Source organism: Bacillus sp. CR71 (genome assembly GCF_003429245.1).
Lineage (GTDB): Bacteria > Bacillota > Bacilli > Bacillales > Bacillaceae_G > Bacillus_A > Bacillus_A thuringiensis_S.
This window is the reverse complement of record NZ_CP031748.1, coordinates 5,519,051-5,544,639: the sequence shown is the minus strand read 5'-3', so window position 1 is coordinate 5,544,639 and position 25,589 is coordinate 5,519,051. Positions and strand designations below refer to the sequence as shown.

Sequence of the window (25,589 nt, the reverse complement as noted above, 5' to 3'; positions counted from 1 at the left end):
TAAATTTCTACACATACATACAAAAATATACGAATTTTGCGCTAGAGCTACAAATAATATTACATTTGTTTTACAAAAACGTAACATTAGCAAAAAAAATCCCGAATTATGGTATAAATTTTATAGGTTATATACGGAAAAAGAAAAAAGAAAGCGGTGTAAAAAATAAAATGAAAAAGCTAAAAATGGCATCTTGCGCATTAGTTGCAGGGTTAATGTTTTCAGGACTAACACCAAATGTATTTGCAGAAGATAAAATTTCTGACGTGAAATCACAAATTAATACACAAAATGACACTTTACATAAACAACAACAAGAACGTGATGAATTACAAAAACAAATGAATGACTTAAACAAAACAATTCAAGGTTTAGATAAGTCTGTTCAAGAGAATGCTGCAAAACTTGATGAAACAACGAAAAAAGTTTCTGATACTGAGCAATTGATTGAAAAGAAAAATAAAGATATTGCAGAATTACAAACAAAGATTGCAAAACGTGAAGAGTTATTAAGAAAGCGTTTAGTTGCACTTCAAGAACAACCAAATACGAACGTTGTAACAGAAGTTCTTGTAAACTCTAAAAACGTTGCAGATTTAGTTGATCGTTTAACTTCTGTTTCTAAAATTCTTGAGTCTGATGAAGATATCATGAAAACACAGCAAGAAGATCAAGCTAGTGTGAAAAAAGATGTTGCAACGGTAAAAGAGAAACAAAAAGAATTAAAAGAAGCACAAGCTCAAATTGAAACTGCTAAGAAAGAACTTGACGCTGAAAAAGAGAAAAAAGCAACAGCGGTAAACGATTTAAGTGGTAAAATGGATACAGTTGTAACTACAATGACAAGTACGGAAAGCCAATTAAAAGAGCTTGAGAAACAAGCGTTACAATTACAACGTATTGCAGAAGAAGAAGCACAAGCAAAAGCTGCACAAGAAGCTGCTGCTCAAAAACAAGCAGAGCAAGCTGCTAAAGCTGCGCAAGCTCAGCCAGCACAAGCACCTGCAGAGCAAGCTGCACCAGCAAACAATGGTGGACAAGCTCAAAAAGAAGAGCCTAAAAAAGAAGAACCTAAAAAGGAAGAACCTAAAAAAGAGGCACCTAAAGCAGAAAAGAAAACACCAGAGCAAAACCCAGCACCAACTCCACCGGATACTGGCGTAATTGGTAAAGCTAAGCAATATTTGGGTAAGCCATATGTTTGGGGAAGTGCATCTCCATCAAACGGTGGTTTTGATTGTAGTGGATTCATTTCTTACATTTTTGGTGTAGGTCGTCAAGATGTTAGGGGTTACTGGAACTCAGTTTCTAAAATAAGTAGTCCACAGCCGGGAGACTTAGTGTTCTTCCAAAACACTTATAAAGATGGTCCATCTCACATCGGTATTTACGTTGGTAATGGCCAAATGATCCATGCTAGTGATAAAGGAATTGCGTACGGTGATATTAACAGCTCATATAACCAAAAACATTTCTTAGGTTACGGTCGATTCTAGGATCTATAAAAGAATAAAAAACGTGTATAAAGTCGATAGCTTACTATTTTATAAGTAGGTTATCGGCTTTTTTGAGTTTTTACGGGATTTGAAGAAGGGTTTATAGTAGTGCTGGAGGTGATTGTTGATGCTGGCGGGGAAACAGTTGCTATTAGACGAACTTTCTTCAGATTTACAGAGGGAATTAAATGATTTGAAAAGGAAGGGAGAGGTCATATGTGTACAAGGTGTAAAAAAGAAGAATTCTAAATATAATATGTGCCAACGCTGCGGAAATGTAGATCAGCGGCTATTTGCGTCGTTTTTATGTAGAAGGTGCAGTAAAGTGTGCACATATTGCCGGAAGTGTATAACGATGGGGAGGGTAAGTGAATGTGCTGTACTTGTTCGCGGGATTGCTGAAAGAAAGAGAGAAAAGAAATTAAACTTGTTACAGTGGAACGGGAAGTTGTCTACTGGTCAGAATTTGGCGGCACAAGGTGTTGTAGAGGCTATTAAGCAAAAAGAATCATTTTTTATTTGGGCTGTATGCGGGGCTGGGAAAACAGAGATGTTGTTTTACGGTATTAACGAAGCGCTTCAAAAAGGAGAAAGAGTTTGTATCGCAACGCCGAGAACGGATGTTGTTCTGGAATTAGCACCGAGATTACAAGAAGTATTTCCATATATAAAGGTAGCGGCTTTATATGGAGGGAGTGTGGATAAAGAAAAAGATGCAGTATTAGTCGTTGCGACCACGCATCAATTATTGCGTTATTATAGGGCGTTTCATGTCATGGTTGTAGATGAGATAGATGCTTTTCCATATTGTGCAGATCAAATGTTACAGTACGCGGTAAAACAAGCGATGAAAGAAAGGGCGGCGCGTATTTATTTAACTGCGACTCCAGATGAAACGTGGAAGCGAAAATTTAGAAAAGGTGAACAAAAAGGTGTTATTGTTTCTGGACGATATCACCGTCATCCTTTACCAGTTCCTTTATTTTGTTGGTGCGGGAATTGGAAAAAAAGCCTCATTCATAAAAGAATTCCTCGAGTTTTACTACAGTGGTTACAAACATACTTAAATAAAAAACATCCTATTTTTTTATTTGTCCCCCATGTGCGATATATAGAAGAGATAAGCCTGTTGTTAAAATCATTAAACAAGCGAATTGAAGGTGTACATGCAGAAGATCCGGGGAGAAAAGAAAAAGTAGCGGCTTTCAGAAAAGGAGAAATCCCATTATTAGTTACAACGACAATTTTAGAGCGAGGCGTAACGGTGAAAAATTTGCAAGTAGCGGTTTTAGGGGCTGAAGAAGAAATATTCTCAGAAAGTGCACTCGTACAAATTGCGGGCCGAGCAGGGCGGAGCTTTGAAGCACCGTATGGAGAGGTCATTTATTTTCACTATGGTAAGACAGAGGCGATGGTGCGCGCGAAAAAACATATTCAAGGTATGAATAAAAATGCCAAAGAACAAGGATTGATCGATTAATGCATTGTTTACTTTGTGATGAGTGTTTTGTAGAAAAGGTTAGTTGGTACACTTTTTTTGTAAAGTGTCATAGAAAATATATATGTGATAGATGTGAGCAGAAACTTTCCTATATTATAGGAGAAATTTGCATGGAGTGCGGCCGACCTTTAGAATTTGTTCCTGCCTCATTTCAAGAAGACGGTATTTGCATAGATTGTATAAGGTGGATGAATGAGGAGAAGTATCGTCCTTTTAAAAACCGTTCGTTATACATGTACGATAATGAGATGAAAGAAATAGTAGCACAGTTTAAGTTTCGGGGTGATGCAGAGTTAGTGCGCATTTTTTATCGTCCTTTTCGAAGTTTATTTCAAAAGTATTTTGCTGATGTTTCAACCGTTATCGCTGTTCCGCTTAGTAAGGAAAGGGAAGTTGAACGTGGCTTTAATCAAGCGGAGTTATTAGCAACTTGTTTGCCTGTCCGTATTTCTGATTTTTCCTTAAGACGGCGAGAAACAGAAAAGCAAAGTAAGAAGACGCGTAAAGAAAGGATGTCAGGAAGCAATCCTTTTTATTTTCAGGGAGAAGAGATGTTTTGTGGGCAACATATTTTACTCGTTGATGACGTGTATACGACAGGAATTACAGTTAGGCAAATCGGAAGTTTGTTATATGAAAGAGGGGCAAGGGAAGTATCTAGTTTGACACTTTGTAGAAGTTAATATGGCAGTGTCGAAAGGGATAATAAAAAGGCGATAAGTCTTCTTTGACTTCATATGTTGTCATTCGTTATAGTCAAAATATGGGGCGAATGCCCTGATTTTTAGAGTGAAGGGAATGGAATGAACATGCAAGGACGAGTGAAATGGTTCAATGCAGAAAAGGGATTTGGATTTATTGAGCGCGAAGATGGTGACGATGTATTTGTCCATTTTTCTGCTATTCAACAAGATGGGTATAAGTCATTAGAAGAAGGGCAACAAGTAGAGTTTGACATTGTAGATGGAGCACGTGGACCACAAGCAGCTAATGTTGTAAAACTGTAGGAATATTGTTTTTGGGAAGAGAAAGCTGCATTTGTGGCAACGTTATATATATGGTAGAACCTCTTGTTTTTCGCAAGGGGTTTTTTGTTATAGGGTAAGTTGTCAAAAAGTTGTTTCTTTTCTGTAACGAATTGGCCACAGTTATATTCGTTATTCACGATGTTAATAGGATAAAATAAAGATAGAAACGATGCATCTTTTCATTTCAACAAAAAACGATAAAAAAATCGCAATTCCACTAATTTTTTTAAAAAAGTTAGAAGGAGTTTTTAAGCCAGTGTCGAAATTATAGTACATAGGCTTGAAAGGAGGAATTCATCTATGAAATTCAACATTCGTGGTGAAAATATTGAAGTAACTCCAGCATTAAAGGAATATGTAGAGAAAAAACTAAGTAAGTTAGAACGTTATTTTGATACATTCCCAGAGATTAAAGTTAATTTAAAAGTATACTCTGACAAGCAACGTGTCGAGGTAACAATACCATTTACTGATTTATTACTTCGTGCAGAAGAAACTAATAGCGATATGTACGCTGCTATCGATTTAGTAGTTGATAAAATTGAGCGACAAATTCGTAAACATAAAACAAAAGTAAATCGTAAGTTACGTGAGAAAGGTTCTATGAAAACAAACTTTATCCTTCCAGAAGCAGTAGCTGTTATGGATGAGGTAGAAGAGGATGAATTAGAACTTGTACGTACAAAACGATTCGATTTAAAACCGATGGACGTTGAAGAAGCGATTCTACAAATGGATATGCTAGGACATAATTTCTTCGTCTTCACAAATGCTGATACAAATGAAACTAATGTTGTATACGGCCGTAAAGATGGGAAATATGGTTTAATCGAAACTAAATAATAATTCAAAAGCGCAGCCGAATGAGGCTGCGCTTTTTTGTATTGAGATTTTGAATGTGATTATCTCCATAAGTATGTACTTGTTAGGAGTATACTAATTTTGTTTAATTTAACAATATTTTATAATTGTAAATAAAATATTAAGTTTTCTGGAATCAATTGATAGTGTATTTTGCTTTTGTTATCTTTAAATTGCATTATATAGATTCACTTTGTTTCTTTAGTAAAAAAATAAAATCAATATAATGCTACAAATTATCGGAGGTGCTTTTAGTGAGCATTAAGAAAAAAGTCGTTTTATGTTTGGATCTGTTTTATCGTTAGGTATTTTAGCTAGTACTTTTGCTTTAACCGAACCGGCTAAGGCTAATACTAAGGCTAATACTAAGGCTAACACAAGGGATGATCATGTGGAATTTACCTTTAGACTTTGGAGTCCATATGATTATACTAATGCACGTGCTAAAGAAAATACTTCTTCTATGTATATGCGTGTGAAGGATAGTGACAATGGCGGTGGCTCTTTCAAAGTTTGGGCAGAGGCGGATAAAAATAGAAATGCAAATAATAGGGATTGGAAAAATGTTTCAGGTGATCACGAAGGAGAAGTGAAACCATATAAAACTTATCTTTTCATGAATCATGCGGTAGAAAGCTATGGGAAAAATGTTCCGGTTAGATTTGGTGGTTATTCTAGAGAAAATAATGCTTATCCTACTGCTTGGAGTCCTGATAGTGTAAGACCTAGTGGACCTTACACTGAATATTGATTTAGAAATTATAAATTAAAATTATTTATTTTATAGTGCTAGAAAAAGTCGTATAGTTTCAAATCTAGATTATACGACTTTTCCTGCTATTTCATTTTAAAAATAGGAGGAGCTGTAATGAAACTTATTTTAAAATATATTGTATTCTGTTGTTTTATATTGAGTATTAGTTTCTTAGTTTCTTGTCAAAAGAAAGTAGATGAACCTATTGTAAATATTGAAGATACTTTAACGGAAAAATATAATTTGAAAAGTATTCAGTTGCAAGAAATTAAGAAAAATACTATTTATGAACAAGTATTTTCGGGGAATAAAAATGGTAATGATTTCTTTCAAGGTCAAATAGATAGAAATGATATTGCAATAGAAGATAGGCTTTCAGATAAAAATTTAAAGTCAGGAGTTATACCAGAAAATTATTATGTGTTTTTATCGGGTGTTACGAATAAGAAAAAACCAACGTATCTTTTGGGACGGATTGAACAAACTGATGGGAAAGTAATTGAGTGGAAACAAGAAGTTAAGAGTGTAAAAAGAAAAGGTACAAATGATGTTTATCAGTATGAAGTTGAGTTTCCTAAATTTGAAGGAGAGAGAGCAAATGTTGCTTTTCGTTACATCTGGTTAAATAAAGAAAATAAATGTTATGGTGTTGCAGATCAATTGTTCATATTAAAAAAGGTTTAAATTTAATTAATGGTTTATGGAGGAGCTGTAGATGAGTTACTTTTTAGGAAGGATTTTAAAAGGTAGGATGTTTTGGTTGTCTTTATTTATTATGTTAATAATTGTTACTGCTCAATATATTGCTATGTTTGTGACAACTAAAGGATTTAACGATGCTGGGATTATAAAGGTATCCCCATATTTATCTAATATTTTACATTTTAATAGATTGTCATTTTATAGTGAGTTTTATCTACTTATATTTCCTATGCTTTCCGCAATGGCTGTAGCAGGGATCTATAGAATTGATAAAAATTATGGATTTATTTATCCTGTTATTTCTAAAATGGGAACAGGTTATTATTTTAAGCTACTTTATTTTATTAACTTTAGTGTATCTTTTTTTATTATAAGTTTCCCTTTACTATTTAATTTTTATTTATATGCAATGACTTATCCAACAGTCGCTCCGCATCCAATATTAAATTATATGGCTGCTACTGTCTCACCAACAGCTCAATTTAATACAGTTTATTATGAGTACCCTACTTTATATTTTCTAATGTATGTATTTTTAAATGGTTTATACGGTGCGGTTTTTTCGAGTTTGGCTTTATCAGTTTCATTTTTTATAAAACGAGTTTATTTTATTTATTTAGTTCCATTTGTTTTACATATTTTTTGGCTTGGTATTGGAAAAGGGATTCTCAATCCTAAAGATTATGTAATTAAAGATTTCGGCTTTTTTGAATTACAAATTTTTCTTAGTGTCTTGTTATGTATTTGGTTTTGTTCTGTAGTTCTTTATTTACGGGGGAGTAGGAAGCATGTTCTTTTATAATGTAATGAAAGAAACTATAAGGATGAAGTACGTTTGGTTAAGTATTCTTTTTTTACTTAATGTTAGTATCATTGGTTGTTTGTTCAATTATTTTGAACCTGGAATTATAAAAGAGAAAATGAACGAATTGGAAACCTTGTATAAGGTTATGTCGTTTTATAATTTGTCGACTATATTTATTCCTTTAACCATCGTTTTTTCTGTATATTCTATGTCGAATTTTTTTAGTATTTATGTAGTTTCTCGAGTAAATAATGCATTGAAATTAGTTTCTATATATTATTTGAAACTATTCATTTTTGTTTGTTTTTTCGCTGGGAGTATGATTTTACAGTTATTTTTGATGTCAAATATGATGGCTGTAAATAGTGTTTCTGTAAATTATGAATTGTTATTTTGCATTCAATTATTTGCGAATATTTTTATATGCATGATAAGTGCTGTATTGCAATTATTTTTACCTAGTTTACTTGTAATAATATGTATGATTACTGCTGTTTTATTAGATAGATTTATATTACATGGATTTTTATTTACAAATGCTTTTTATATAAATGTTTTTGAAGATGCTACTGGTTTACTTATACGCTTATTTGGATGTTTTTTTATCTTTTTTATAAGTGTATGGATTTTATCTAAAAAAAGTTATATTGCTATGAATGATGAGACAGAGGTGATCTAGTTTACATTATGATTTTATATCATTTGTTAAAAAGAGATTTACATGTAAGGTTTAGAGATTCCATCAAGATAATGGCTTTTTTATTCTTAATTTACGCTATGATTGTAGTTACTTTTTTATACAATCAGCCTCTTAGTAATGGTAAAGAACCTGTATTGGTAGATGTTACCTTTTATCGATTTTTTCATGGAGTAGACTTTGTGGATTTATCTTATTTTTATAAGGAAGGGCGATTTTCTATTCCTTTTTATTGGATATTTTTTCAAATCGTTCCTTTGTTGCTAGTAGGGAAGTTTGCTTTTTCAGATATTCAGCAGAATGGTGTTTATTTATTTCCTCGTGTTAAGAAGAAGCATTTTCTTTGGTTAACGAAAATACTATCTTTGTTTTTTTACATAATTAGTATTTGGATTGTTATGTATTTGATTTGGTTTACTTTTTATTATTTGCTTACTTTTGGCGGGCATTCTTTTTCAAATGTATATAGTCAATTTTCTTATAAGATAGTAGGTACTATGCTAATTCAAATAATTATAAGCTTTTTATTAGCTTTAATTTTTGAGTTTTTAACGCTTTATATACCAATAACTATTGTTTTTATACTGATGTTGATGTACCTATTTTTGTCTATTTTCTTTCATAGTATTTATTTTTTAGGTTCTTTTATTATGCCAAATCGTTGGTATTTTGTTGATCACAGTTCAATGCAATTGACTTTAGGTAATAATCAATCTATTCAATGGCATGAGTTACTTTTAATCGGAGTAGTAATTGTTGTTGTAATGATTTTTTTAGGTAGTTTTTGTTTGAAAAAACTAGATGTGATAGGTGAATAATTTATGGACAATTATATTAAATGTGAATGTATGACGAAAAGATTAAAGGGAAATATTGTGTTAGATAATATTAGTTTGTCAGTAAAAAAAGGAGAGTTTTTAGTTTTGAAGGGGCATAATGGTTCTGGTAAAACAATGATTTTACGTGCTATATCAGGATTAATGCGTTTAAATTCTGGAGTTGTTTATGTAGATAATGAAATGATTGGAAAACAAAAGCAATTTCCTGATTCTATGGGGATATTGATTGAATATCCAAGTTTTATTCCGGGGTATACTGGTTTTCAGAACTTGAAGTTTTTATCATCGATTAACAATAAAATCTCTGATGAGGAAATTTATAATATTATTCAAAGGGTTGGACTTGATAAAACAGATAAGAGAAAGTATAAAAGATACTCTTTAGGTATGAAGCAACGTTTAGGGATAGCGCAAGCTTTAATGGAACAACCAAAATTATTGTTATTAGACGAGCCAACTAATGCTTTAGATAGTGATGGAATAAAAGATGTTTTGGATATTTTGAAAGTAGAAAAATCTAAAGGAACGACTATTATAGTAGCTAGTCATGATGTGCATGTTCTAGATAATGAAATAGTAGATCGCATTGTACATGTTAATAATGGAAAGTTGGTAGATTAAGAGTGACAAGAAATCATGTCTTAATAATCATTGGATTGTGTCTGTTGCTATGTATATTTGCTAGTTTCTTTAGATTTAAAACATTAAATCTAAAGAATGAATCTTATAAAGTGGTAAATGGTGAGTTTTTATCTGATAGAAATTTTGAAGATGGACAAGGAATTACGTTTCATGCACTTGATCCTCTTGATCCTACAAAAGTTTATGATCCTTATGAAGACCGTGAAGTAGTGACGTATGTGTTACCTTTAGATATTACAAATACAACGAATCGGGATATTAATTTGCTTAGTAACAAGTCTATTTCTAATACAATGTTTTATTCTAAAATAGGAGAGTTTTATAATTTAATTCCGTATGCAATGGAATTACCTAAACAATATCAGTTTGAGCCTGTAATACCTGCTGGTAAAACGGTACGAGGATATATTGGGGCAAATTATTTTATAGGAGATGACCCTGGTAAGAATTATAAAAACTTTTCAAATGAATCAACTAAGGTGAAATTCATTTCTTTTATGAAGGATCAGAAAGGGAAATATCATGAATTAGAAATACCAATAAATTAATAAAATTCATGATTGATACAGATATATTTTAAGGGTGTTTTTTGCTGTGGTTGAGTAGATCTTGCAACATAATAATATCTTTTAAAGTCGGAGTTGTTTCGCAGGTGTAAGTATCTATGGATGCTGCACTTGCGGAATTTCCGACTTTTTGTAATTGTTCATTTAAAACTAATAGATTTCCTTCGATTATCCTCTTTTAAAGGGGGATATTTAATACGAAATTTGCAATAGAGGGATAGAGAAAAGACATATTAGTTTGTTGGAACAAATGAAATGAAAACTTTTTTTGAATATAAGGCCTGACATTCGGCCGATTGTTGTCATAGTTATAAGACAAGTGTTACAATTATCATTAGGTATATACATTTTAGTTTTTTTAATTAGGAGAAAAATTGGCATAACATACATTTGATTTTTACAACGACTGATTGTAATAGAGAAAAAGAAAACAATCGGAAGTTTTATTTTAATAAAAGAGGAGCGTATTTCCTATGATCGGTATTTTAAAAAAGGTGTTTGATGTAAACCAACGCCAAATTAAACGTATGCAAAAGACAGTTGAGCAAATTGATGCATTAGAGTCATCTATTAAGCCACTAACTGATGAACAATTAAAAGGAAAGACGCTTGAATTTAAAGAACGTCTAACAAAAGGTGAAACAGTAGATGATCTACTACCGGAAGCTTTTGCAGTTGTTCGCGAGGCGGCAACTCGTGTTCTTGGAATGCGTCCATATGGCGTACAGTTAATGGGTGGTATTGCCTTACATGAAGGGAATATTTCTGAGATGAAAACGGGTGAAGGTAAAACGTTAACATCTACATTACCTGTATATTTAAATGCTTTAACAGGAAAAGGTGTTCACGTTGTTACAGTCAATGAATACTTAGCACAACGTGATGCGAACGAAATGGGACAACTTCATGAGTTCCTTGGCTTAACGGTAGGAATTAACTTAAATAGTATGTCACGCGAAGAGAAACAAGAGGCTTATGCTGCTGATATTACGTATAGCACAAATAATGAGCTTGGATTCGATTACTTACGTGACAACATGGTTTTATATAAAGAGCAGTGCGTTCAACGTCCACTTCATTTTGCTATTATCGATGAAGTCGATTCTATTTTAGTCGATGAAGCACGTACGCCGCTTATTATTTCGGGACAAGCTCAAAAATCAACAGAGCTATACATGTTTGCAAATGCATTCGTTCGTACGTTAGAAAATGAAAAAGAGTATTCATTTGATGTGAAAACGAAAAATGTAATGTTAACAGAAGATGGTATTACGAAAGCAGAGAAAGCTTTCCATATTGAAAACTTATTCGATTTAAAACATGTAGCACTTCTTCACCATATTAATCAGGGGCTTCGTGCACACGTTGTTATGCACCGTGATACAGATTATGTTGTACAAGAAGGCGAAATCGTAATTGTAGACCAATTCACTGGTCGTCTTATGAAAGGTCGTCGTTATAGCGAAGGATTACACCAAGCAATTGAAGCAAAAGAAGGTGTAGAAATTCAAAATGAAAGTATGACACTTGCGACAATTACATTCCAGAACTACTTCCGTATGTATGAAAAATTATCTGGTATGACTGGTACAGCGAAAACAGAGGAAGAGGAATTCCGTAACATTTACAATATGAACGTTATTGTAATTCCAACAAACAAACCGATTATTCGTGATGATCGTGCTGATTTAATCTTTAAATCAATGGAAGGTAAGTTCAATGCTGTTGTTGAGGATATTGTAAATCGTCATAAACAAGGGCAACCTGTTCTTGTAGGTACAGTTGCAATTGAAACTTCAGAGCTTATTTCAAAAATGTTAACGCGTAAAGGTGTACGTCATAACATTTTAAATGCGAAAAACCATGCACGTGAAGCAGATATTATTGCGGAAGCTGGTATGAAAGGTGCTGTAACGATTGCGACGAATATGGCTGGTCGTGGTACAGATATTAAGCTTGGAGATGATGTGAAAATCTTCGGTCTAGCAGTTATCGGTACAGAACGTCATGAAAGCCGTCGTATTGATAATCAGTTACGTGGTCGTGCTGGTCGTCAAGGGGATCCTGGTGTGACGCAGTTCTACTTATCGATGGAAGATGAATTAATGCGCCGATTTGGTTCAGATAATATGAAAGCAATGATGGATCGTCTTGGTATGGATGATTCTCAGCCAATTGAAAGTAAAATGGTTTCTCGTGCGGTAGAGTCTGCACAAAAACGTGTTGAAGGAAATAACTATGATGCACGTAAGCAGTTATTACAATACGATGATGTACTTCGTCAGCAACGTGAAGTTATTTATAAGCAACGTCAAGAAGTAATGGAATCGGAAAACTTACGTGGCATTATTGAAGGTATGATGAAATCTACAGTAGAACGTGCTGTTGCGCTTCATACACAAGAGGAAATTGAAGAGGATTGGAACATTAAAGGTCTTGTTGACTACTTAAATACAAACCTTCTTCAAGAAGGAGACATAAAAGAAGAAGAATTACGTCGCCTTGCTCCTGAGGAAATGAGCGAACCGATTATCGCGAAATTAATAGAGCGTTACAATGACAAAGAAAAGCTTATGCCAGAAGAGCAAATGCGTGAGTTTGAGAAAGTTGTTGTATTCCGCGTTGTAGATACAAAATGGACGGAGCATATTGATGCGATGGATCACCTTCGTGAAGGTATTCATTTACGTGCTTACGGTCAAATTGATCCACTTCGTGAGTACCAAATGGAAGGATTTGCGATGTTCGAGTCAATGGTTGCTTCTATTGAAGAGGAAATTTCTCGTTACATTATGAAAGCTGAAATTGAACAAAACTTAGAACGTCAAGAAGTTGTTCAAGGTGAAGCTGTTCATCCATCTAGCGACGGCGAAGAAGCGAAGAAAAAGCCAGTTGTAAAAGGTGACCAAGTGGGCCGCAACGATTTATGTAAATGTGGTAGCGGTAAAAAATATAAAAACTGCTGTGGTATTGTTCAGTAATATAGGGCGGTAGCTTTGGCTGTTTTGCAAACTTTTATATCAAAAATGTATAATTAAGAAGGGTTAAACTCTCTCCGTAATAAGTGGAGAGAGTTTCCCTTGTTTTCATACGAAAGTAACAGCAATTACATAGAGGTGAAGGAAATGGAATTAGTAGAAATTAGACAGGAATTAGAGAAAATGGCTAAGCGATTAGCGGCTTTTAGGGGGTCTCTTTGACCTTCCTACTAAGGAGAAACAAATTGCAGAATTAGAAGAAAAAATGATGAGCGCAGGATTTTGGGATGACCAACAAGGCGCGCAAGCTGTAATTAATGAAGCGAATGCGTTAAAAGATATGGTTGGAAGTTTCCGTCAATTAGATGAAACGTTCGAAAATTTAGAAGTAACGCATGAGCTTTTAAAAGAAGAATACGATGAAGATTTACATGAGGAATTAGAGTCAGAAGTAAAAGGCTTAATTCAAGAAATGAATGAGTATGAGCTTCAGTTACTATTAAGTGATCCTTATGATAAAAATAATGCAATTTTAGAATTACATCCAGGTGCAGGTGGAACTGAGTCACAAGACTGGGGTTCTATGTTATTACGTATGTATACACGTTGGGCTGAAAAACGTGGATTTAAAGTAGAAACGGTTGACTATTTACCGGGTGATGAAGCTGGTATTAAGAGTGTAACTTTATTAATTAAAGGTCATAACGCTTACGGTTACTTAAAAGCAGAGAAAGGTGTACATCGTCTTGTACGTATTTCACCATTTGATTCTTCAGGTCGTCGTCATACATCGTTCGTATCTTGTGAAGTTGTACCAGAGTTCAATGATGAAGTTGAAATCGAAGTACGTACAGAAGATTTAAAAATTGATACGTACCGCGCAAGTGGAGCGGGTGGGCAGCACGTTAATACGACAGATTCAGCAGTTCGTATTACACATACACCGACAAATACAGTTGTAACGTGTCAGTCGGAACGTTCTCAAATTAAAAACCGTGAGCATGCGATGAAGATGTTAAAAGCGAAATTATATCAAAAGAAACTAGAAGAACAACAGGCACAATTAGATGAAATCCGCGGGGAACAAAAAGAAATCGGATGGGGTAGCCAAATCCGTTCTTACGTATTCCACCCGTATTCTCTTGTAAAAGACCACCGTACAAATACGGAGGTTGGTAACGTACAAGCAGTTATGGATGGAGAGATTGATCCATTTATTGATGCCTACTTACGTTCTCGCATCTAATAAGTGAAAAAAAGCCAACTAAATTGTTGGCCCACGCTGAGGATATAGAGGATATAAAGAATTTGATTTTATTTTTATAGATGAAGTAAAGAGGAAGAGAAGTTGGAAACGACAACTTCTCTTTTTGATGGGATTATATGTAGATTACAATGGTGTATATTGTTTTGTAAAAAGTAGAGAATAGTAAAATAGAGCGATAATAGGGTAAAGATTTATATAGAACATTTCTAATTTTCCTTTTAAAAAGGATTCTTTATAGAAGTTTTTTAAGCTGTTCACAGAATTGAAACAACTTATGAAAGCTTTATTTTATCAAGGTTCTCACTGTATTTTTGAGGAATATGAAATACACCTTAGTTTTTCTATATAAAGATAATGCTTATAATGAAAATGAGTGTGTTAGGAATAAAAAGAATATCAACAATGGGGAGCGATAGAAGTGAAAAAGAAATTGTTGGCTATTGCGCTAGGGACATCGGTTGTTTTTGCTTTAGGAGCATGCGGAAATAAAGAAGAGAGTAAGTCTTCGAAACAGTCTGCAAGCACAGACAGCGCAGAACAAATTTTCCAAAGAAGTTGTGCTGGATGTCACGCGACAGATTTATCAGGGGCAACTGGACCTGATTTAAGAAAAGTAGGCGGTAAGTACGACGCTGCAGATATCGAAGAGATTATTAAAAAAGGCCGCGGTTCAATGTCACCAGGACTTATTCAAGGTGAAGATGCGAAAAAAGTATCTGAATGGTTAGCTGAACATAAATAAAAAAGGTGAACTGGACGAGTTGATAATATAGGTCAACTCGTTTTCCTTTTCATTTATGTAACATAACTGTAACAAAAATGTATCCGAACTGGAAACCGTTTGATGTTACAATGGGGTTTGTAGAATTTTGCTGAAATATATTACATAGAGTGGTATTGCTTATGAGAAAGCATAAGTAAACTACCTTCAACAAGGATGACTAAGTGAAAATGAAGGATGTCTTTTATTTTCAGATGTACAGAAAAGTATTTCGAAAAAAATCATTAAGTATTGGGTGATAAATAATGATAAAAATGACGAATGTTTATAAGGAGTACCCGAATGGTATGAAAGCCATTGCTGGTCTTACAGTTAACATTAAACAAGGTGAATTCGTATACGTAGTTGGACCGAGTGGAGCCGGAAAATCTACATTTATTAAAATGATGTATCGTGAAGAGAAACCATCTACAGGATCTATTAATGTAAATGGACTTACTATCGAAACATTGGCAGAAAGAGACGTTCCGTATTTTCGTCGTCAATTAGGCGTAATTTTCCAAGATTTTAAATTGCTACCTAAATTAACGGTATATGAGAATGTTGCGTTTGCTTTAGAAGTAATTGAAGAAGAACCGGATGCAATTCGTGAGCGTGTAACAGAAGTTCTAGGTCTTGTAGGCCTTGAAGATCGTGCAGACGCACTTCCAAGTGAACTTTCAGGTGGAGAGCAACAGCGTGTGGCTATTGCAAGAGCAATTGTAAATCGACCAAAGGTTGTAATTGCCGATGAGCCAACAGGTAACTTAGATATTGAAACAGCTCTTGATATTATGAAGATTTTTACTCGCATTAATGAGCGTGGTACAACAATTGTTATGGCGACGCATAATGCAGATATCGTAAATACAATCCGTCATCGTGTAATCGCGATTGAAGGCGGAAAAATTGTTCGAGACGAGATTGAGGGAGGATACGGATATGAAGGCTAAGACCCTTAGTCGACATTTGCGAGAAGGTGTAAAGAATCTATCACGTAACGGATGGATGACGTTTGCTTCTGTTAGTGCAGTAACAGTTACATTATTACTTGTAGGTGTCTTTTTAACAGCGATTATGAATATGAACCATTTTGCGACAAAAGTAGAGCAAGATGTAGAGATTCGTGTACACATTGATCCAGCTGCGAAAGAAGCTGATCAAAAGAAATTAGAAGAAGATATGAGTAAGATTGCAAAAGTAGATTCTATTAAATATTCTTCTAAAGAAGAAGAGTTAAAACGTTTAATTAAAAGCTTAGGTGATAGCGGAAAAACGTTTGAGTTATTTGAACAAGATAACCCACTTAAAAACGTATTCGTTGTAAAAGCAAAAGAACCAACAGATACAGCGACAATCGCGAAGAAGGTTGAAAAAATGCAGTTTGTCAGTAATGTTCAGTACGGAAAAGGGCAAGTTGAACGATTATTTGATACTGTAAAAACTGGTCGTAACATTGGGATTGCGTTAATTGCTGGTCTTTTATTCACAGCAATGTTCTTAATCTCTAACACAATTAAAATTACAATTTATGCTCGTAGTACAGAAATTGAAATTATGAAACTTGTTGGTGCAACAAACTGGTTCATTCGTTGGCCATTCTTGCTAGAGGGGTTATTCTTAGGAGTATTAGGATCAATTATTCCAATTGGCCTAATTCTAGTTACGTATAATTCGTTGCAAGGTGTGTTTAACGAAAAACTTGGCGGAACAATTTTCGAGCTTCTACCATACAGTCCTTTCGTATTCCAATTAGCTGGTTTACTAGTGTTAATCGGTGCTTTAATCGGTATGTGGGGAAGTGTAATGTCAATTCGTCGCTTCTTAAAAGTATAAAAAGTTGCAAACATAATTCGTACAAGCTTATCATATAGTAGAAATAGGTAAAGGCATCACACACTGTGTGATGCCTTTTGCTACACCACCTGTGTGTTTTGGAAAGGGGAATTCCGCATTGAAACGTAGAGTTGCAATTATTGGAATGGTTGTTGCATTTTTAATTGGTGCTGGCGGAATGTTTGCAGGCATGTCTGTATTTGGGGTTAACCCAGCAGAAGTAACGCAAACAATTTCGAGTGGGAATGCTAGCACTGCGCAAGGGAATTTGGCAAAAATTAATGAGGCGTATGCACTAATTGATTCACGTTATGTGGAAGACGTGAAAGATGAAAAGTTAGTTGAAGGTGCAATACAAGGTATGTTGTCTACGCTGAAGGACCCTTATTCCACGTATATGGATAAAGAAACAGCCAAACAGTTTAGTGAATCGCTTGATCCTGAATTAGAGGGGATTGGGGCTGAGGTGAACAAGACGGACGATAAGCTTATTATCGTATCGCCAATTAAAGGTTCACCAGCAGAAAAGATAGGAATTAAACCGAATGACCAAATTTTATCTGTAGATGGAAACAGTGTGAAAGACTTATCACGTGAAGAAGCAGTATTAAAAATTCGTGGTAAAAAGGGAACGACTGTCGCAATTGAAATTAAACGTGCGGGAGTAACTGATCCGATTGTATTTAAAATTAAGCGTGAAAAGATTCCAATCTTTACAGTGTTTAGTTCTGTGAAGCAAGAGAGCGGAAAAGATATCGGTTATATGCAAATCACTTCTTTTGCTGAGAATACAGCGAAAGAATTTAAGGATCAGTTAAAAGAGTTGGAAAAGAAAAATATAAAAGGCTTAGTTATTGACGTGCGTGGTAATCCTGGTGGCTATTTAAATAGTGTAGAAGATATACTAGGGGAAATTATGACGAATAAAAAGCCAATGCTACAAGTAGAGCAGCGAAATGGTGAGAAGAAGAAATTCTCTACGGAACTGAAAGAGAGAAAACCATATCCAATTTCAGTATTAATTGATAATGGAAGTGCTTCTGCTTCAGAGATTTTAGCGGGTGCGCTGAAAGAAGGAGAAGGATATGATTTAATTGGTGAAAAAACATTTGGTAAAGGTACTGTGCAGCAAGCTGTTCCATTTAAAGACGGCAGCAACATTAAATTAACGATGTTTAAATGGTTAACGCCGGATGGGAACTGGATTCATAAAAAAGGAATCGCGCCAACAGTAGAAGTGAAGCAACCAAATTATTATCATGCGACACCAATTCAAATTGAAAAAACACTTTCATACAATTCAAATGATGTACAAGTAAAACATGCTCAAGAAATGCTTAAGAGCTTAGGGTATGTACCAGGTCGTGAAGATGGATACTTTAGTAAAGAGACAGAATCGGCGCTGAAAGCATTCCAAAATGCGAATGAAATGGAAGCGACAGGACAGCTTGATAAAAAGACAGCTGAAGCGATTCAAACTAAAATTATCGAAAAAATCCGTTCTGGAGAAAATGATCTACAATTACAGTCAGCATTAAAATTAATGGCAAAATAAGAAGAAATACAGGCAGTTTGCTGCCTGTATTTTTTTGTGTTAAACAAACGTTTGTTTAGTTATGATAATATAAAAAGAAAGAATGATATAAATGGTGGTGAATGAGTTCGTGGAGTCGTGGATTTTTGAAATAATGCGGGCAGTTGGACGTTTTTTCTTACACCCTGCTGTCTATATATTTGTAATAAGTAGTATCTTCGTTGGATACTTACGTATGTTAAGAGAACGAAAAGATTTTTCTTTTAAAGTTTATGATATTTGGTTTGAACTGCGAACCTCTCTATTTGCAGGGATTGGATACGGATTAGTAGTATCTATTATTACGATTGGGCTTGGACTTGTTGTTTCTAAAGCAAGCTTATGGGCCATTTTAATTTGGACATTACTATTTGGATTAACGGCTATGTATCGATATTTATCAGCGGCTTATACATTTAGCATTGCGATTGTATGTGTTCTATTATCTTCTAAGCTACCAGTTTCCTTCTTACAGCTTCGAGAAGGTGAAGAGAATACCATTGTATCCCTTGCTATTTTGCTAGGCGTTATGCTTATTGTAGAAGGCTTATTGATTTCTAAAAACGCAGTAGGATATTCTACACCGAAGATTAGGAAGGGGAAGCGTGGATTAAAGATTGGTTTACACGAATCAAAGCGTTTATGGATCGTTCCTATTTTTATTCTTGTACCGGGTGATGCGGTAACGCAGTTTATTTCATGGTGGCCTGTCGTTTCAATAGGTTCAAATACATATTCTCTATTTCTCGTTCCATTTTTAATTGGATTTATGAGAAAGATTAAAAGTTATGAGCCGACGGAAGCTTTATTATTTACAGGAAGACGTGTTTATGGGTTAGCAGGACTTGTGCTCGTTTTAGGAATCGCAAGTTACTGGTGGCATGTACTTGCAATTATCGCGATGGGAGTCGCAATGCTTGGGCGTTTCACAATTTCGATGCAAGAGAAAATTACTGATGAAACAAGACCAGCGTATTTTGCTGCACGCAATGATGGGCTCGTTGTACTAGATACAATCCCAAATACAATTGGAGCAGAGCTAAAATTACTACCTGGAGAAATTATTACGAAAGTAAATGGAGTCATTCCAAAAAGCGCCGAGGAATTTTATGATGCGCTTCAAACGAAGACGACAGGAGCATTTTGTAAATTAGAAGTATTAGATACAAATGGTGAGCTTCGTCTTGCACAAACTGCATTATATGCTGGTGGACATCACGAATTAGGTATTGTATTCGTTGAGCAGGAGCATGAGTGGGATTCGGAAGCGATGTAATAGAAGGAATGGTATCACCTTGTGGTGGTACCTTTTTTTGTTTTGGGGGAGGGTAGTTAGTAAATGAAATTTATATCGGCGATTATTTGAATATATCGACTCTCTGGAAAAAATGACAAATACCAAAAATCTTATTTTTAGTTTCATAGACGGATAACTTGAATAATTATTTGATAATGGTTATCATTTAGAGAGTCTTTTTAATTTTGGAAAATGGAGGTAAGATATGCTGCGTAAATTTTTTTCTTACTATAAACCGTATAAAGGTTTATTTATACTCGACTTTTCTTGTGCGGTTGTCGCAGGATTATTAGAACTCGGCTTCCCGCTTATCGTAAATCAATTTATTGATAAGTTATTGCCAGGGCAAAACTGGACGCTTATTTTATGGGCTTGTTTCGGTTTACTCGCAGTTTATATGTTAAATGCAGGCTTACAATATGTCGTTACATATTGGGGACATATGCTTGGTGTTAACATTGAAACGGATATGAGGCAGAAATTATTTGATCATATTCAAAAGCTATCATTTAGATTTTTTGACAATAATAAAACAGGTCATTTAATTTCACGTCTTACAAACGACTTAATGGAAATTGGGGAAATTGCTCACCATGGACCAGAAGATTTATTTATCGCTATTATGACTTTAGTTGGGGCATTTTCATTTATGATGATGATCAACTGGAAGTTAGCGCTATTAACGTTCTTCGTCATTCCATTCTTATTATGGTTAGCACTTTACTTCAACAAAAAAATGACAGGTACATTTAGACGTTTATTCTCAGACGTTGCTGACTTCAATGCATGTATTGAGAATAATGTTGGTGGTATTCGCGTAGTACAAGCATTCGGAAATGAAAAGTTTGAGAAAGAGCAATTTGCTGTTAACAACGCTCGTTTCCGCACAACGAAATTAATGGCGTATAAAATTATGGCATTAAATTCATCGATTAGTTATATGCTCATGCGTCTCGTAACACTCTTCGTCTTAATATGCGGTACATGGTTTGTTCTGCAAGGTGAATTAACGTACGGTGGATTTATTGGATTCGTTCTATTAACGAATATTTTCTTCCGCCCAATTGAAAAAATTAATGCGGTAATCGAAAGCTATCCGAAAGGGATCGCTGGTTTTAAGAGATATGTAGAGCTTCTTGAAACAGAGCCAGATATTGTAGACTCTAAAGGTGCGATGGAAGTTAAACATGTACATGGTGATATTCAATATAACAACATTACGTTCGGATATGAAAATAAAGAACCGATTTTAAATGACATTAGTTTGAACATACATGCAGGTGAAACGGTTGCGTTCGTTGGACCATCAGGAGCTGGAAAAACAACGTTATGTAGTTTACTCCCACGTTTTTATGAACAATCGTCTGGTTCAATCCGAATTGATGGTATTGATACGAAAGATATGACATTATCTTCACTTCGTAAACAAATTGGAATTGTGCAGCAAGATGTGTTCTTATTCTCAGGAACGATTCGTGAAAATATTGCTTACGGAAATTTAAAGGCGTCAGAAGCTGAAATTTGGCAGGCGGTAAAACGTGCGCAGTTAGAAGACTTAATTTACTCACAACCAGACGGTTTAGATACCGTTATCGGTGAGCGTGGTGTGAAACTTTCTGGTGGACAGAAACAGCGTCTAGCGATTGCTCGTATGTTCTTGAAAAACCCACCAATTTTAATATTAGATGAAGCGACTTCTGCATTAGATACAGAGACGGAACTAGCGATTCAAAAATCGCTTGCAGAACTATCTGTCGGCCGTACAACATTAGTTATCGCTCACAGGCTTGCAACGATTAAAAATGCAGATCGTATCGTCGTTGTAAATAAAGATGGTATTGCAGAACAAGGTTCGCATGAGGAACTAATTGAGCAAGGCGGAGGATACAGCCGATTATACGAAGCTCAGTTCAGTTCATAAATATAATTTCTGCTGAATTAGTGCACCATAAGTAAGTGAAAATCTTATATGGGAGGCTATAAAGCATGATTGTAACAACAACGTCTACAATTCAAGGAAAAGAAATTATTGAGTACATTGATATCGTCAATGGAGAAGCGATTATGGGCGCGAATATCGTTCGTGACCTTTTCGCTTCTGTTCGTGACGTTGTCGGCGGCCGCGCGGGTGCTTATGAAAGTAAATTAAAAGAAGCGCGCGACATCGCAATGGAAGAAATGAAAACTTTCGCAAGACAAAAAAATGCGAATGCAATTGTTGGTATCGACGTGGATTACGAAGTAGTTCGCGAAGGGATGTTAATGGTTGCGGTGAGCGGGACTGCTGTCCGTATATAAAAGTGAAAAAGCCGTGCTGATGCACGGTTTTTTCACTTTTATTAATGCTATTCTGTGTCGAAGTTCCAATATTTCTTGGGAAATGCGGAAGGCCTTGTCGATATATAGGGAAGACATTAGAGCGCTTCTTTACATTTTCGGATTTGAACTAATAATGTTTCGTATTCTTGTTCGAGAGATGTGATGTCATCGTGATGATTTGGTATGGAAATTCGGCCGATGATTTCTGTTAATTTTGTTTGTAATCGTAATAATTCTTGTTCAGTAACGTTTACAGAATCCCCGGTTGTTCTTTTTGTGTATTGCTCGTAATTACCTTGGAATATTCTTGGTTCACTCTCATCTACTTGTAGAATATGGTCTGCAACAGAGCGAATAAAGGCACGGTCATGGCTAATGAAAAGTATTGTGCCAGGGTATTCTTGTAACATAATTTCTAATTCTTCTTGCGTTGCTAAGTCTAACTAGTTTGTCAAACTTATTTCTGTTCGCTATTTTTGAATTTATTATTATACAATTGTGCTTTTGCCAGCGCCTCAGCATCGTTTTGGATTTCATCTAGTCCATTCGCATCCCCAATAATATATCCTTCAAATGATGAACCAACAAAATCAAAGATGTATTGAAACTGAGCGATAAGCGGCAATGCTTTCAGTTTTGGATTGTCTCCGCCAACGATGACAACATACATTTTTTTGCCTTTCATTTTTTCTTTGAAATGAAGAGATGTATCGCGCAAGCTTTGTGACCAACGATCGACGAAGTTTTTCATATGTCCGCTCATTCCGTACCAGTATAGCGGTGTAGCAAAGATAATTGTGTCGTGCTCTAACATGCGTTTCGTTAACTGCTCATAATCATCATTTACAGGTTGGAATCCTTCTGCATCATGACGCTTATCTGTAATAGGATAGACTGTGTGATCACGTAAATAAATTTGTTCTGTTTCAATTCCATCAATCATCATATGTGTTAAAGCTTCCGTATTTCCGTTTTTTCTTGAACTGCCATGTATAACAAACATGTAATCATCCCTTTTCTTTTGCTTGTTTTAGGAGTGAAACGTGTTTTTGCAAATTCGTTTGAATGTTGGAAAGTAATGTGATTTGCTTTGTTACTTCATTGAGTTTATCTTCGTAAAGCGTAAGGATACTGCTGCACGGATTGTCGTACAGGTGCGGTTCAATTTCAAGGCAGCGCAGCATCCTTGCCGTCTCTTCTAAATTTAAGCCAATTTGTAAGTACATTTGAATAAGCTCCACTTTTCCGATGGCACTTTCATCAAAATCACGGTAGCCATTTGCGAGGCGCTTAGAAGGGAGTAATCCCTTTTCTTCGTAATGTCTTAGTGATCTTTCACTAACGCCAGTTTCTTTTGATAATTCTCCAATTCGCAATGTGTTTCACTCCTTTTACATGTATTGTAAACCTTCACACTAATGTGAAGGTCAATGCTGTTTTTTCGCAAAAGAATTTACATGATTTAAGAACACTTGAATGGCTTTAGAGGGAATGAAATATTTGCCGCGCACGATGGAGAACGGACGGATTAGTTGTTCATTTGGAACCTCGATGTGGAATAGTTCTCTTGCTAGTAGCTCTTTCCGTACAGTCCAATCAGAAAGTATAGCGATGCCAAGACCGGCGGCGACGGCTTCCTTCACACTTTGAATACTGCTAAATGTAAAGAATCGCTTCATTTTTAAATGGTGTTGATGAATAAATCGATCGCTATAAGCACGTGTACCAGAACCACTTTCTCTTAATACCCATACTTGGTCTTGGAGTGTGCTTTCATTTATTTCCTTTGTGCGGAGCAATGGATGATTTGGCGGAACGACGAGCTTCATTTCATCTTGCATAAATGTTTCAACGTTAACATCAGCGTATACGACTTGCCCTTCCACTAAGCCGATATCAATTTGATTAGAGCGAAGACTTTGCAAAACTTCTTCTGTATTTGAGATAAAGGTATGCACTTCGACGCGTGGATTTTCATTCGCATAGTTAGCGAGTATTTTTGGAAGTAAGTATTCGCCAATTGTAAAACTAGCACCGATGCGAAGTGTTCCTGTTACAACGTTATGTAGTTCATTAATTTCTTGCTTAGCATCTTCGTAAAGAGAGAGCATTTGCTTTGCATGTATATATAGTATGTTTCCAGCCTCCGTCACTTGGACGTGCTTTGGGGAGCGCTGAATAAGAGTAGTGCCAAATTCGTTTTCTAAGTTGCGTATATGCATACTTACGCCAGGTTGTGAAAGGTTTAATAATTCTGCTGCACGTGAGAAGTGTTTCTGTTCAACGACAGTAACAAAAATTTTTAAAATGTCTACGTTCATGTAATGGGCTCCTTTCTTTTTCTATCATCTTATCATAAGTATTCCTGATGATAGAGATTTGGTATTGGTATTAAACTTATTATAGAAACTCTCTTATAATGTAAGTAGAAAGAACATGCATGTTCCAATACGATTATTGGAGTGGTTCAAAGTGGAACAAACACTTGTTATACAAAAGAAGAAGGGCTTTGGATTTTCGCAAGGAATTGGGATTACATTATTAATCGCAATTGCCGCGAAATATTTAGCTGGGCTTCCATTTTTAAATATTATGGGACAATTAGTAATTGCTATTCTAATTGGGATGGTTTGGCGCGCTGCAATTGGAGTTCCTCATGATGCGATTGCAGGAACGAACTTTGCGAGTAAGAAGTTACTGCGCTTTGGGATCATCTTACTTGGAATGCGATTAAATCTTGTTGATATTGCGAAGGCGGGGCCGAAAGTATTGGTCATCGCTGCGGTTGTTATTGCATTTACGATTTTCGTTGTATATGGACTAACGAAAGTATTTAAAGTAGAAAAGAAACTCGGAATTTTAACAGCGTGTGGAACAGCAATTTGCGGTGCGGCAGCGGTCGTGGCAATTGCACCGCAAGTGAAAGCAAAAGATGACGAAACAGCAGTTGGAGCAGCGATTATCGCAATTTTAGGTACTATATTTACGCTTATTTATACGTTATTATATCCAGTGCTTGGTTTATCTCCATACGGTTACGGTGTATTCTCAGGTGCGACGCTGCATGAGATCGCCCATGTCATCGCAGCTGCGGCACCAGGAGGAAGCACGGCTGTAGACATCGCAGTTATCGTGAAATTAACGCGCGTTGCAATGCTTGTGCCAGTAGCGATTTTAATTGGATTATGGTTTGGTAAGAGTGAAGGTAGCGAGGAAAAAAAATCGTGGCGCGATCTTCCAATTCCGTGGTTCATCTTCGGATTTTTAGCGATGAGTGCAGTGCATTCGCTCGGGGTTATACCAGAAGTTGTTGCCGGCTACATTGTTGTCATTGCTTACATGCTGATTGCAATGGCGATGGCGGGGCTTGGTTTAAATGTAGAGTTTAAAACGTTCCGTAAGTTAGGAAGTAAGGCATTCGTGGCGGGGCTGATCGGCTCGGTTTGCCTTTCTATTCTTGGATACGTTCTTGTATATGCGTTAGGATTTATGTAGTAGGACGAAGAAGCTGTTCCAAAAGATATTTTGGGACAGCTTCTTTCTTATGCTTATAGTGCTATCGATGTCGATATATTAAAAAAACGCTGATATAAATTGAACTATTCTTGTACTTTGTTAGAGTAGATGTTTAGTGAAATGTTTTTCTAAAATTTGTAAGGATATCTTTA

Annotated in this window: 26 protein-coding genes; 22 read left to right on the top strand and 4 right to left on the bottom strand. The window is 35.5% G+C overall.

Going from position 1 to position 25,589, the window contains the following annotated elements:
* Positions 1–65 precede the first annotated feature (65 nt).
* From DOS87_RS28165 to DOS87_RS28065, 21 genes are all read left to right on the top strand, one after another.
* A complete protein-coding gene (locus DOS87_RS28165; RefSeq protein ID WP_000499488.1) occupies positions 66–1,496 on the top strand; it encodes a C40 family peptidase in 1,431 nt (476 codons plus the stop codon).
* Positions 1,497–1,623: 127 nt separating this feature from the next.
* Positions 1,624–2,976 carry an ATP-dependent helicase ComFA gene (gene comFA, locus DOS87_RS28160; RefSeq protein ID WP_002162976.1) on the top strand — a complete coding sequence of 451 codons (1,353 nt, stop codon included), beginning with the start codon at positions 1,624–1,626 and terminating at the stop codon, positions 2,974–2,976.
* On the top strand, positions 2,976–3,680 hold the full coding sequence (locus tag DOS87_RS28155; protein WP_044783038.1) for a ComFC family protein: 705 nt from the start codon (positions 2,976–2,978) through the stop codon (positions 3,678–3,680). The genes comFA and DOS87_RS28155 overlap by 1 nt, the downstream gene beginning before the upstream one ends.
* 126 nt (positions 3,681–3,806) lie before the next feature.
* Positions 3,807–4,004, top strand: a complete 198-nt coding sequence (gene cspC, locus DOS87_RS28150) for a cold shock protein CspC (RefSeq protein WP_001990088.1) — start codon at positions 3,807–3,809, stop codon at positions 4,002–4,004.
* Positions 4,005–4,325: 321 nt separating this feature from the next.
* Positions 4,326–4,868, top strand: coding sequence for a ribosome hibernation-promoting factor, HPF/YfiA family (gene hpf, locus DOS87_RS28145; RefSeq protein WP_000671187.1), 543 nt, complete (start codon positions 4,326–4,328; stop codon positions 4,866–4,868).
* Between the two features lie 298 nt (positions 4,869–5,166).
* Positions 5,167–5,637 carry a hypothetical protein gene (locus DOS87_RS28140; RefSeq protein WP_208730161.1) on the top strand — a complete coding sequence of 157 codons (471 nt, stop codon included), beginning with the start codon at positions 5,167–5,169 and terminating at the stop codon, positions 5,635–5,637.
* Between the two features lie 117 nt (positions 5,638–5,754).
* The gene (locus tag DOS87_RS28135; protein ID WP_000767072.1) at positions 5,755–6,324 is read left to right on the top strand and encodes a hypothetical protein; all 570 of its coding nucleotides are present in this window, start codon (positions 5,755–5,757) and stop codon (positions 6,322–6,324) included.
* Between the two features lie 31 nt (positions 6,325–6,355).
* On the top strand, positions 6,356–7,144 hold the full coding sequence (locus DOS87_RS28130) for a hypothetical protein (RefSeq protein WP_000120041.1): 789 nt from the start codon (positions 6,356–6,358) through the stop codon (positions 7,142–7,144).
* Positions 7,131–7,826, top strand: a complete 696-nt coding sequence (locus DOS87_RS28125) for a hypothetical protein (RefSeq protein ID WP_000466501.1) — start codon at positions 7,131–7,133, stop codon at positions 7,824–7,826. The genes DOS87_RS28130 and DOS87_RS28125 overlap by 14 nt, the downstream gene beginning before the upstream one ends.
* Positions 7,827–7,897: 71 nt before the next feature.
* Entirely contained in the window at positions 7,898–8,662 is a 765-nt protein-coding gene (locus tag DOS87_RS28120; protein ID WP_208730392.1) for a hypothetical protein, read from the top strand.
* Positions 8,663–8,665: 3 nt separating this feature from the next.
* Positions 8,666–9,304: an ATP-binding cassette domain-containing protein gene (locus tag DOS87_RS28115; RefSeq protein WP_000371031.1), complete on the top strand. Its 639-nt coding sequence runs from the start codon at positions 8,666–8,668 to the stop codon at positions 9,302–9,304.
* A gap of 41 nt (positions 9,305–9,345) precedes the next feature.
* Positions 9,346–9,873, top strand: coding sequence for a hypothetical protein (locus DOS87_RS28110; protein ID WP_033669790.1), 528 nt, complete (start codon positions 9,346–9,348; stop codon positions 9,871–9,873).
* A 491-nt stretch (positions 9,874–10,364) separates the two neighbouring features.
* Positions 10,365–12,872 (top strand): preprotein translocase subunit SecA, encoded by a 2,508-nt coding sequence (secA, locus tag DOS87_RS28105; RefSeq protein WP_000579373.1) that lies wholly within the window; start codon positions 10,365–10,367, stop codon positions 12,870–12,872.
* A 144-nt stretch (positions 12,873–13,016) separates the two neighbouring features.
* Positions 13,017–14,115, top strand: a protein-coding gene (gene prfB / locus DOS87_RS28100; RefSeq protein ID WP_097807990.1) for a peptide chain release factor 2 whose coding sequence is annotated in 2 segments (ribosomal slippage) — positions 13,017–13,088 and positions 13,090–14,115 — 1,098 coding nt in all. Because the reading frame shifts where the segments join, the coding sequence is not laid out codon by codon here.
* A gap of 439 nt (positions 14,116–14,554) precedes the next feature.
* The gene (cccB, locus tag DOS87_RS28095) at positions 14,555–14,878 is read left to right on the top strand and encodes a cytochrome c551 (RefSeq protein WP_000727971.1); all 324 of its coding nucleotides are present in this window, start codon (positions 14,555–14,557) and stop codon (positions 14,876–14,878) included.
* 284 nt (positions 14,879–15,162) lie between these two features.
* Positions 15,163–15,849, top strand: coding sequence for a cell division ATP-binding protein FtsE (ftsE, locus tag DOS87_RS28090; protein ID WP_080117069.1), 687 nt, complete (start codon positions 15,163–15,165; stop codon positions 15,847–15,849).
* A complete protein-coding gene (gene ftsX, locus DOS87_RS28085) occupies positions 15,839–16,732 on the top strand; it encodes a permease-like cell division protein FtsX (RefSeq protein ID WP_000645028.1) in 894 nt (297 codons plus the stop codon). The genes ftsE and ftsX overlap by 11 nt, the downstream gene beginning before the upstream one ends.
* A 70-nt stretch (positions 16,733–16,802) precedes the next feature.
* Complete coding sequence (locus DOS87_RS28080; RefSeq protein WP_029443603.1) at positions 16,803–18,287, top strand: S41 family peptidase; 1,485 nt, start codon at positions 16,803–16,805, stop codon at positions 18,285–18,287.
* A 91-nt stretch (positions 18,288–18,378) separates the two neighbouring features.
* Entirely contained in the window at positions 18,379–19,581 is a 1,203-nt protein-coding gene (locus DOS87_RS28075) for a PDZ domain-containing protein (protein WP_000261257.1), read from the top strand.
* Positions 19,582–19,807: 226 nt separating this feature from the next.
* A complete protein-coding gene (locus tag DOS87_RS28070; protein ID WP_098577977.1) occupies positions 19,808–21,523 on the top strand; it encodes an ABC transporter ATP-binding protein in 1,716 nt (571 codons plus the stop codon).
* Between the two features lie 65 nt (positions 21,524–21,588).
* Positions 21,589–21,900: a heavy metal-binding domain-containing protein gene (locus DOS87_RS28065; protein ID WP_000637523.1), complete on the top strand. Its 312-nt coding sequence runs from the start codon at positions 21,589–21,591 to the stop codon at positions 21,898–21,900.
* Between the two features lie 116 nt (positions 21,901–22,016).
* Here the strand turns inward: DOS87_RS28065 and DOS87_RS28060 are convergent, their stop codons facing one another.
* Genes DOS87_RS28060 through DOS87_RS28045 form a run of 4 tightly spaced genes read right to left on the bottom strand, consistent with a single transcriptional unit; the run spans position 22,017 to position 24,242 of the window.
* Positions 22,017–22,331 carry a macrolide transporter gene (locus DOS87_RS28060; RefSeq protein ID WP_098577976.1) on the bottom strand — a complete coding sequence of 105 codons (315 nt, stop codon included), beginning with the start codon at positions 22,329–22,331 and terminating at the stop codon, positions 22,017–22,019.
* Between the two features lie 47 nt (positions 22,332–22,378).
* Complete coding sequence (locus DOS87_RS28055; protein WP_000497589.1) at positions 22,379–22,924, bottom strand: flavodoxin family protein; 546 nt, start codon at positions 22,922–22,924, stop codon at positions 22,379–22,381.
* Between the two features lie 4 nt (positions 22,925–22,928).
* Positions 22,929–23,297 carry a MerR family transcriptional regulator gene (locus DOS87_RS28050; protein ID WP_001219209.1) on the bottom strand — a complete coding sequence of 123 codons (369 nt, stop codon included), beginning with the start codon at positions 23,295–23,297 and terminating at the stop codon, positions 22,929–22,931.
* A gap of 51 nt (positions 23,298–23,348) precedes the next feature.
* A complete protein-coding gene (locus tag DOS87_RS28045) occupies positions 23,349–24,242 on the bottom strand; it encodes a LysR family transcriptional regulator (RefSeq protein WP_071713836.1) in 894 nt (297 codons plus the stop codon).
* A 151-nt stretch (positions 24,243–24,393) separates the two neighbouring features.
* Between DOS87_RS28045 and DOS87_RS28040 the strand changes: the two genes are divergently transcribed.
* Entirely contained in the window at positions 24,394–25,416 is a 1,023-nt protein-coding gene (locus DOS87_RS28040; RefSeq protein ID WP_142330501.1) for a YeiH family protein, read from the top strand.
* Positions 25,417–25,589: the final 173 nt, after the last annotated feature.

Excerpts from the sequence above, each read along its gene's own strand:
- DOS87_RS28080 (WP_029443603.1), top strand. The coding sequence starts at position 16,803 with ATGCCTTTTGCTACACCACCTGTGTGTTTTGGAAAGGGGAATTCCGCA.
- DOS87_RS28120 (WP_208730392.1), top strand. The coding sequence starts at position 7,898 with ATGGCTTTTTTATTCTTAATTTACGCTATGATTGTAGTTACTTTTTTA.
- DOS87_RS28060 (WP_098577976.1), bottom strand. The coding sequence starts at position 22,331 with ATGTTACAAGAATACCCTGGCACAATACTTTTCATTAGCCATGACCGT.
- DOS87_RS28045 (WP_071713836.1), bottom strand. The coding sequence starts at position 24,242 with ATGAACGTAGACATTTTAAAAATTTTTGTTACTGTCGTTGAACAGAAA.
- comFA (WP_002162976.1), top strand. The coding sequence starts at position 1,624 with ATGCTGGCGGGGAAACAGTTGCTATTAGACGAACTTTCTTCAGATTTA.
- DOS87_RS28070 (WP_098577977.1), top strand. The coding sequence starts at position 19,808 with ATGCTGCGTAAATTTTTTTCTTACTATAAACCGTATAAAGGTTTATTT.
- DOS87_RS28055 (WP_000497589.1), bottom strand. The coding sequence starts at position 22,924 with ATGTTTGTTATACATGGCAGTTCAAGAAAAAACGGAAATACGGAAGCT.
- DOS87_RS28155 (WP_044783038.1), top strand. The coding sequence starts at position 2,976 with ATGCATTGTTTACTTTGTGATGAGTGTTTTGTAGAAAAGGTTAGTTGG.
- ftsX (WP_000645028.1), top strand. The coding sequence starts at position 15,839 with ATGAAGGCTAAGACCCTTAGTCGACATTTGCGAGAAGGTGTAAAGAAT.
- DOS87_RS28075 (WP_000261257.1), top strand. The coding sequence starts at position 18,379 with ATGGTGGTGAATGAGTTCGTGGAGTCGTGGATTTTTGAAATAATGCGG.
- ftsE (WP_080117069.1), top strand. The coding sequence starts at position 15,163 with ATGATAAAAATGACGAATGTTTATAAGGAGTACCCGAATGGTATGAAA.
- DOS87_RS28125 (WP_000466501.1), top strand. The coding sequence starts at position 7,131 with ATGTTCTTTTATAATGTAATGAAAGAAACTATAAGGATGAAGTACGTT.
- secA (WP_000579373.1), top strand. The coding sequence starts at position 10,365 with ATGATCGGTATTTTAAAAAAGGTGTTTGATGTAAACCAACGCCAAATT.
- DOS87_RS28140 (WP_208730161.1), top strand. The coding sequence starts at position 5,167 with ATGTTTGGATCTGTTTTATCGTTAGGTATTTTAGCTAGTACTTTTGCT.
- DOS87_RS28065 (WP_000637523.1), top strand. The coding sequence starts at position 21,589 with ATGATTGTAACAACAACGTCTACAATTCAAGGAAAAGAAATTATTGAG.
- DOS87_RS28130 (WP_000120041.1), top strand. The coding sequence starts at position 6,356 with ATGAGTTACTTTTTAGGAAGGATTTTAAAAGGTAGGATGTTTTGGTTG.
- DOS87_RS28135 (WP_000767072.1), top strand. The coding sequence starts at position 5,755 with ATGAAACTTATTTTAAAATATATTGTATTCTGTTGTTTTATATTGAGT.
- cspC (WP_001990088.1), top strand. The coding sequence starts at position 3,807 with ATGCAAGGACGAGTGAAATGGTTCAATGCAGAAAAGGGATTTGGATTT.
- hpf (WP_000671187.1), top strand. The coding sequence starts at position 4,326 with ATGAAATTCAACATTCGTGGTGAAAATATTGAAGTAACTCCAGCATTA.
- DOS87_RS28115 (WP_000371031.1), top strand. The coding sequence starts at position 8,666 with ATGGACAATTATATTAAATGTGAATGTATGACGAAAAGATTAAAGGGA.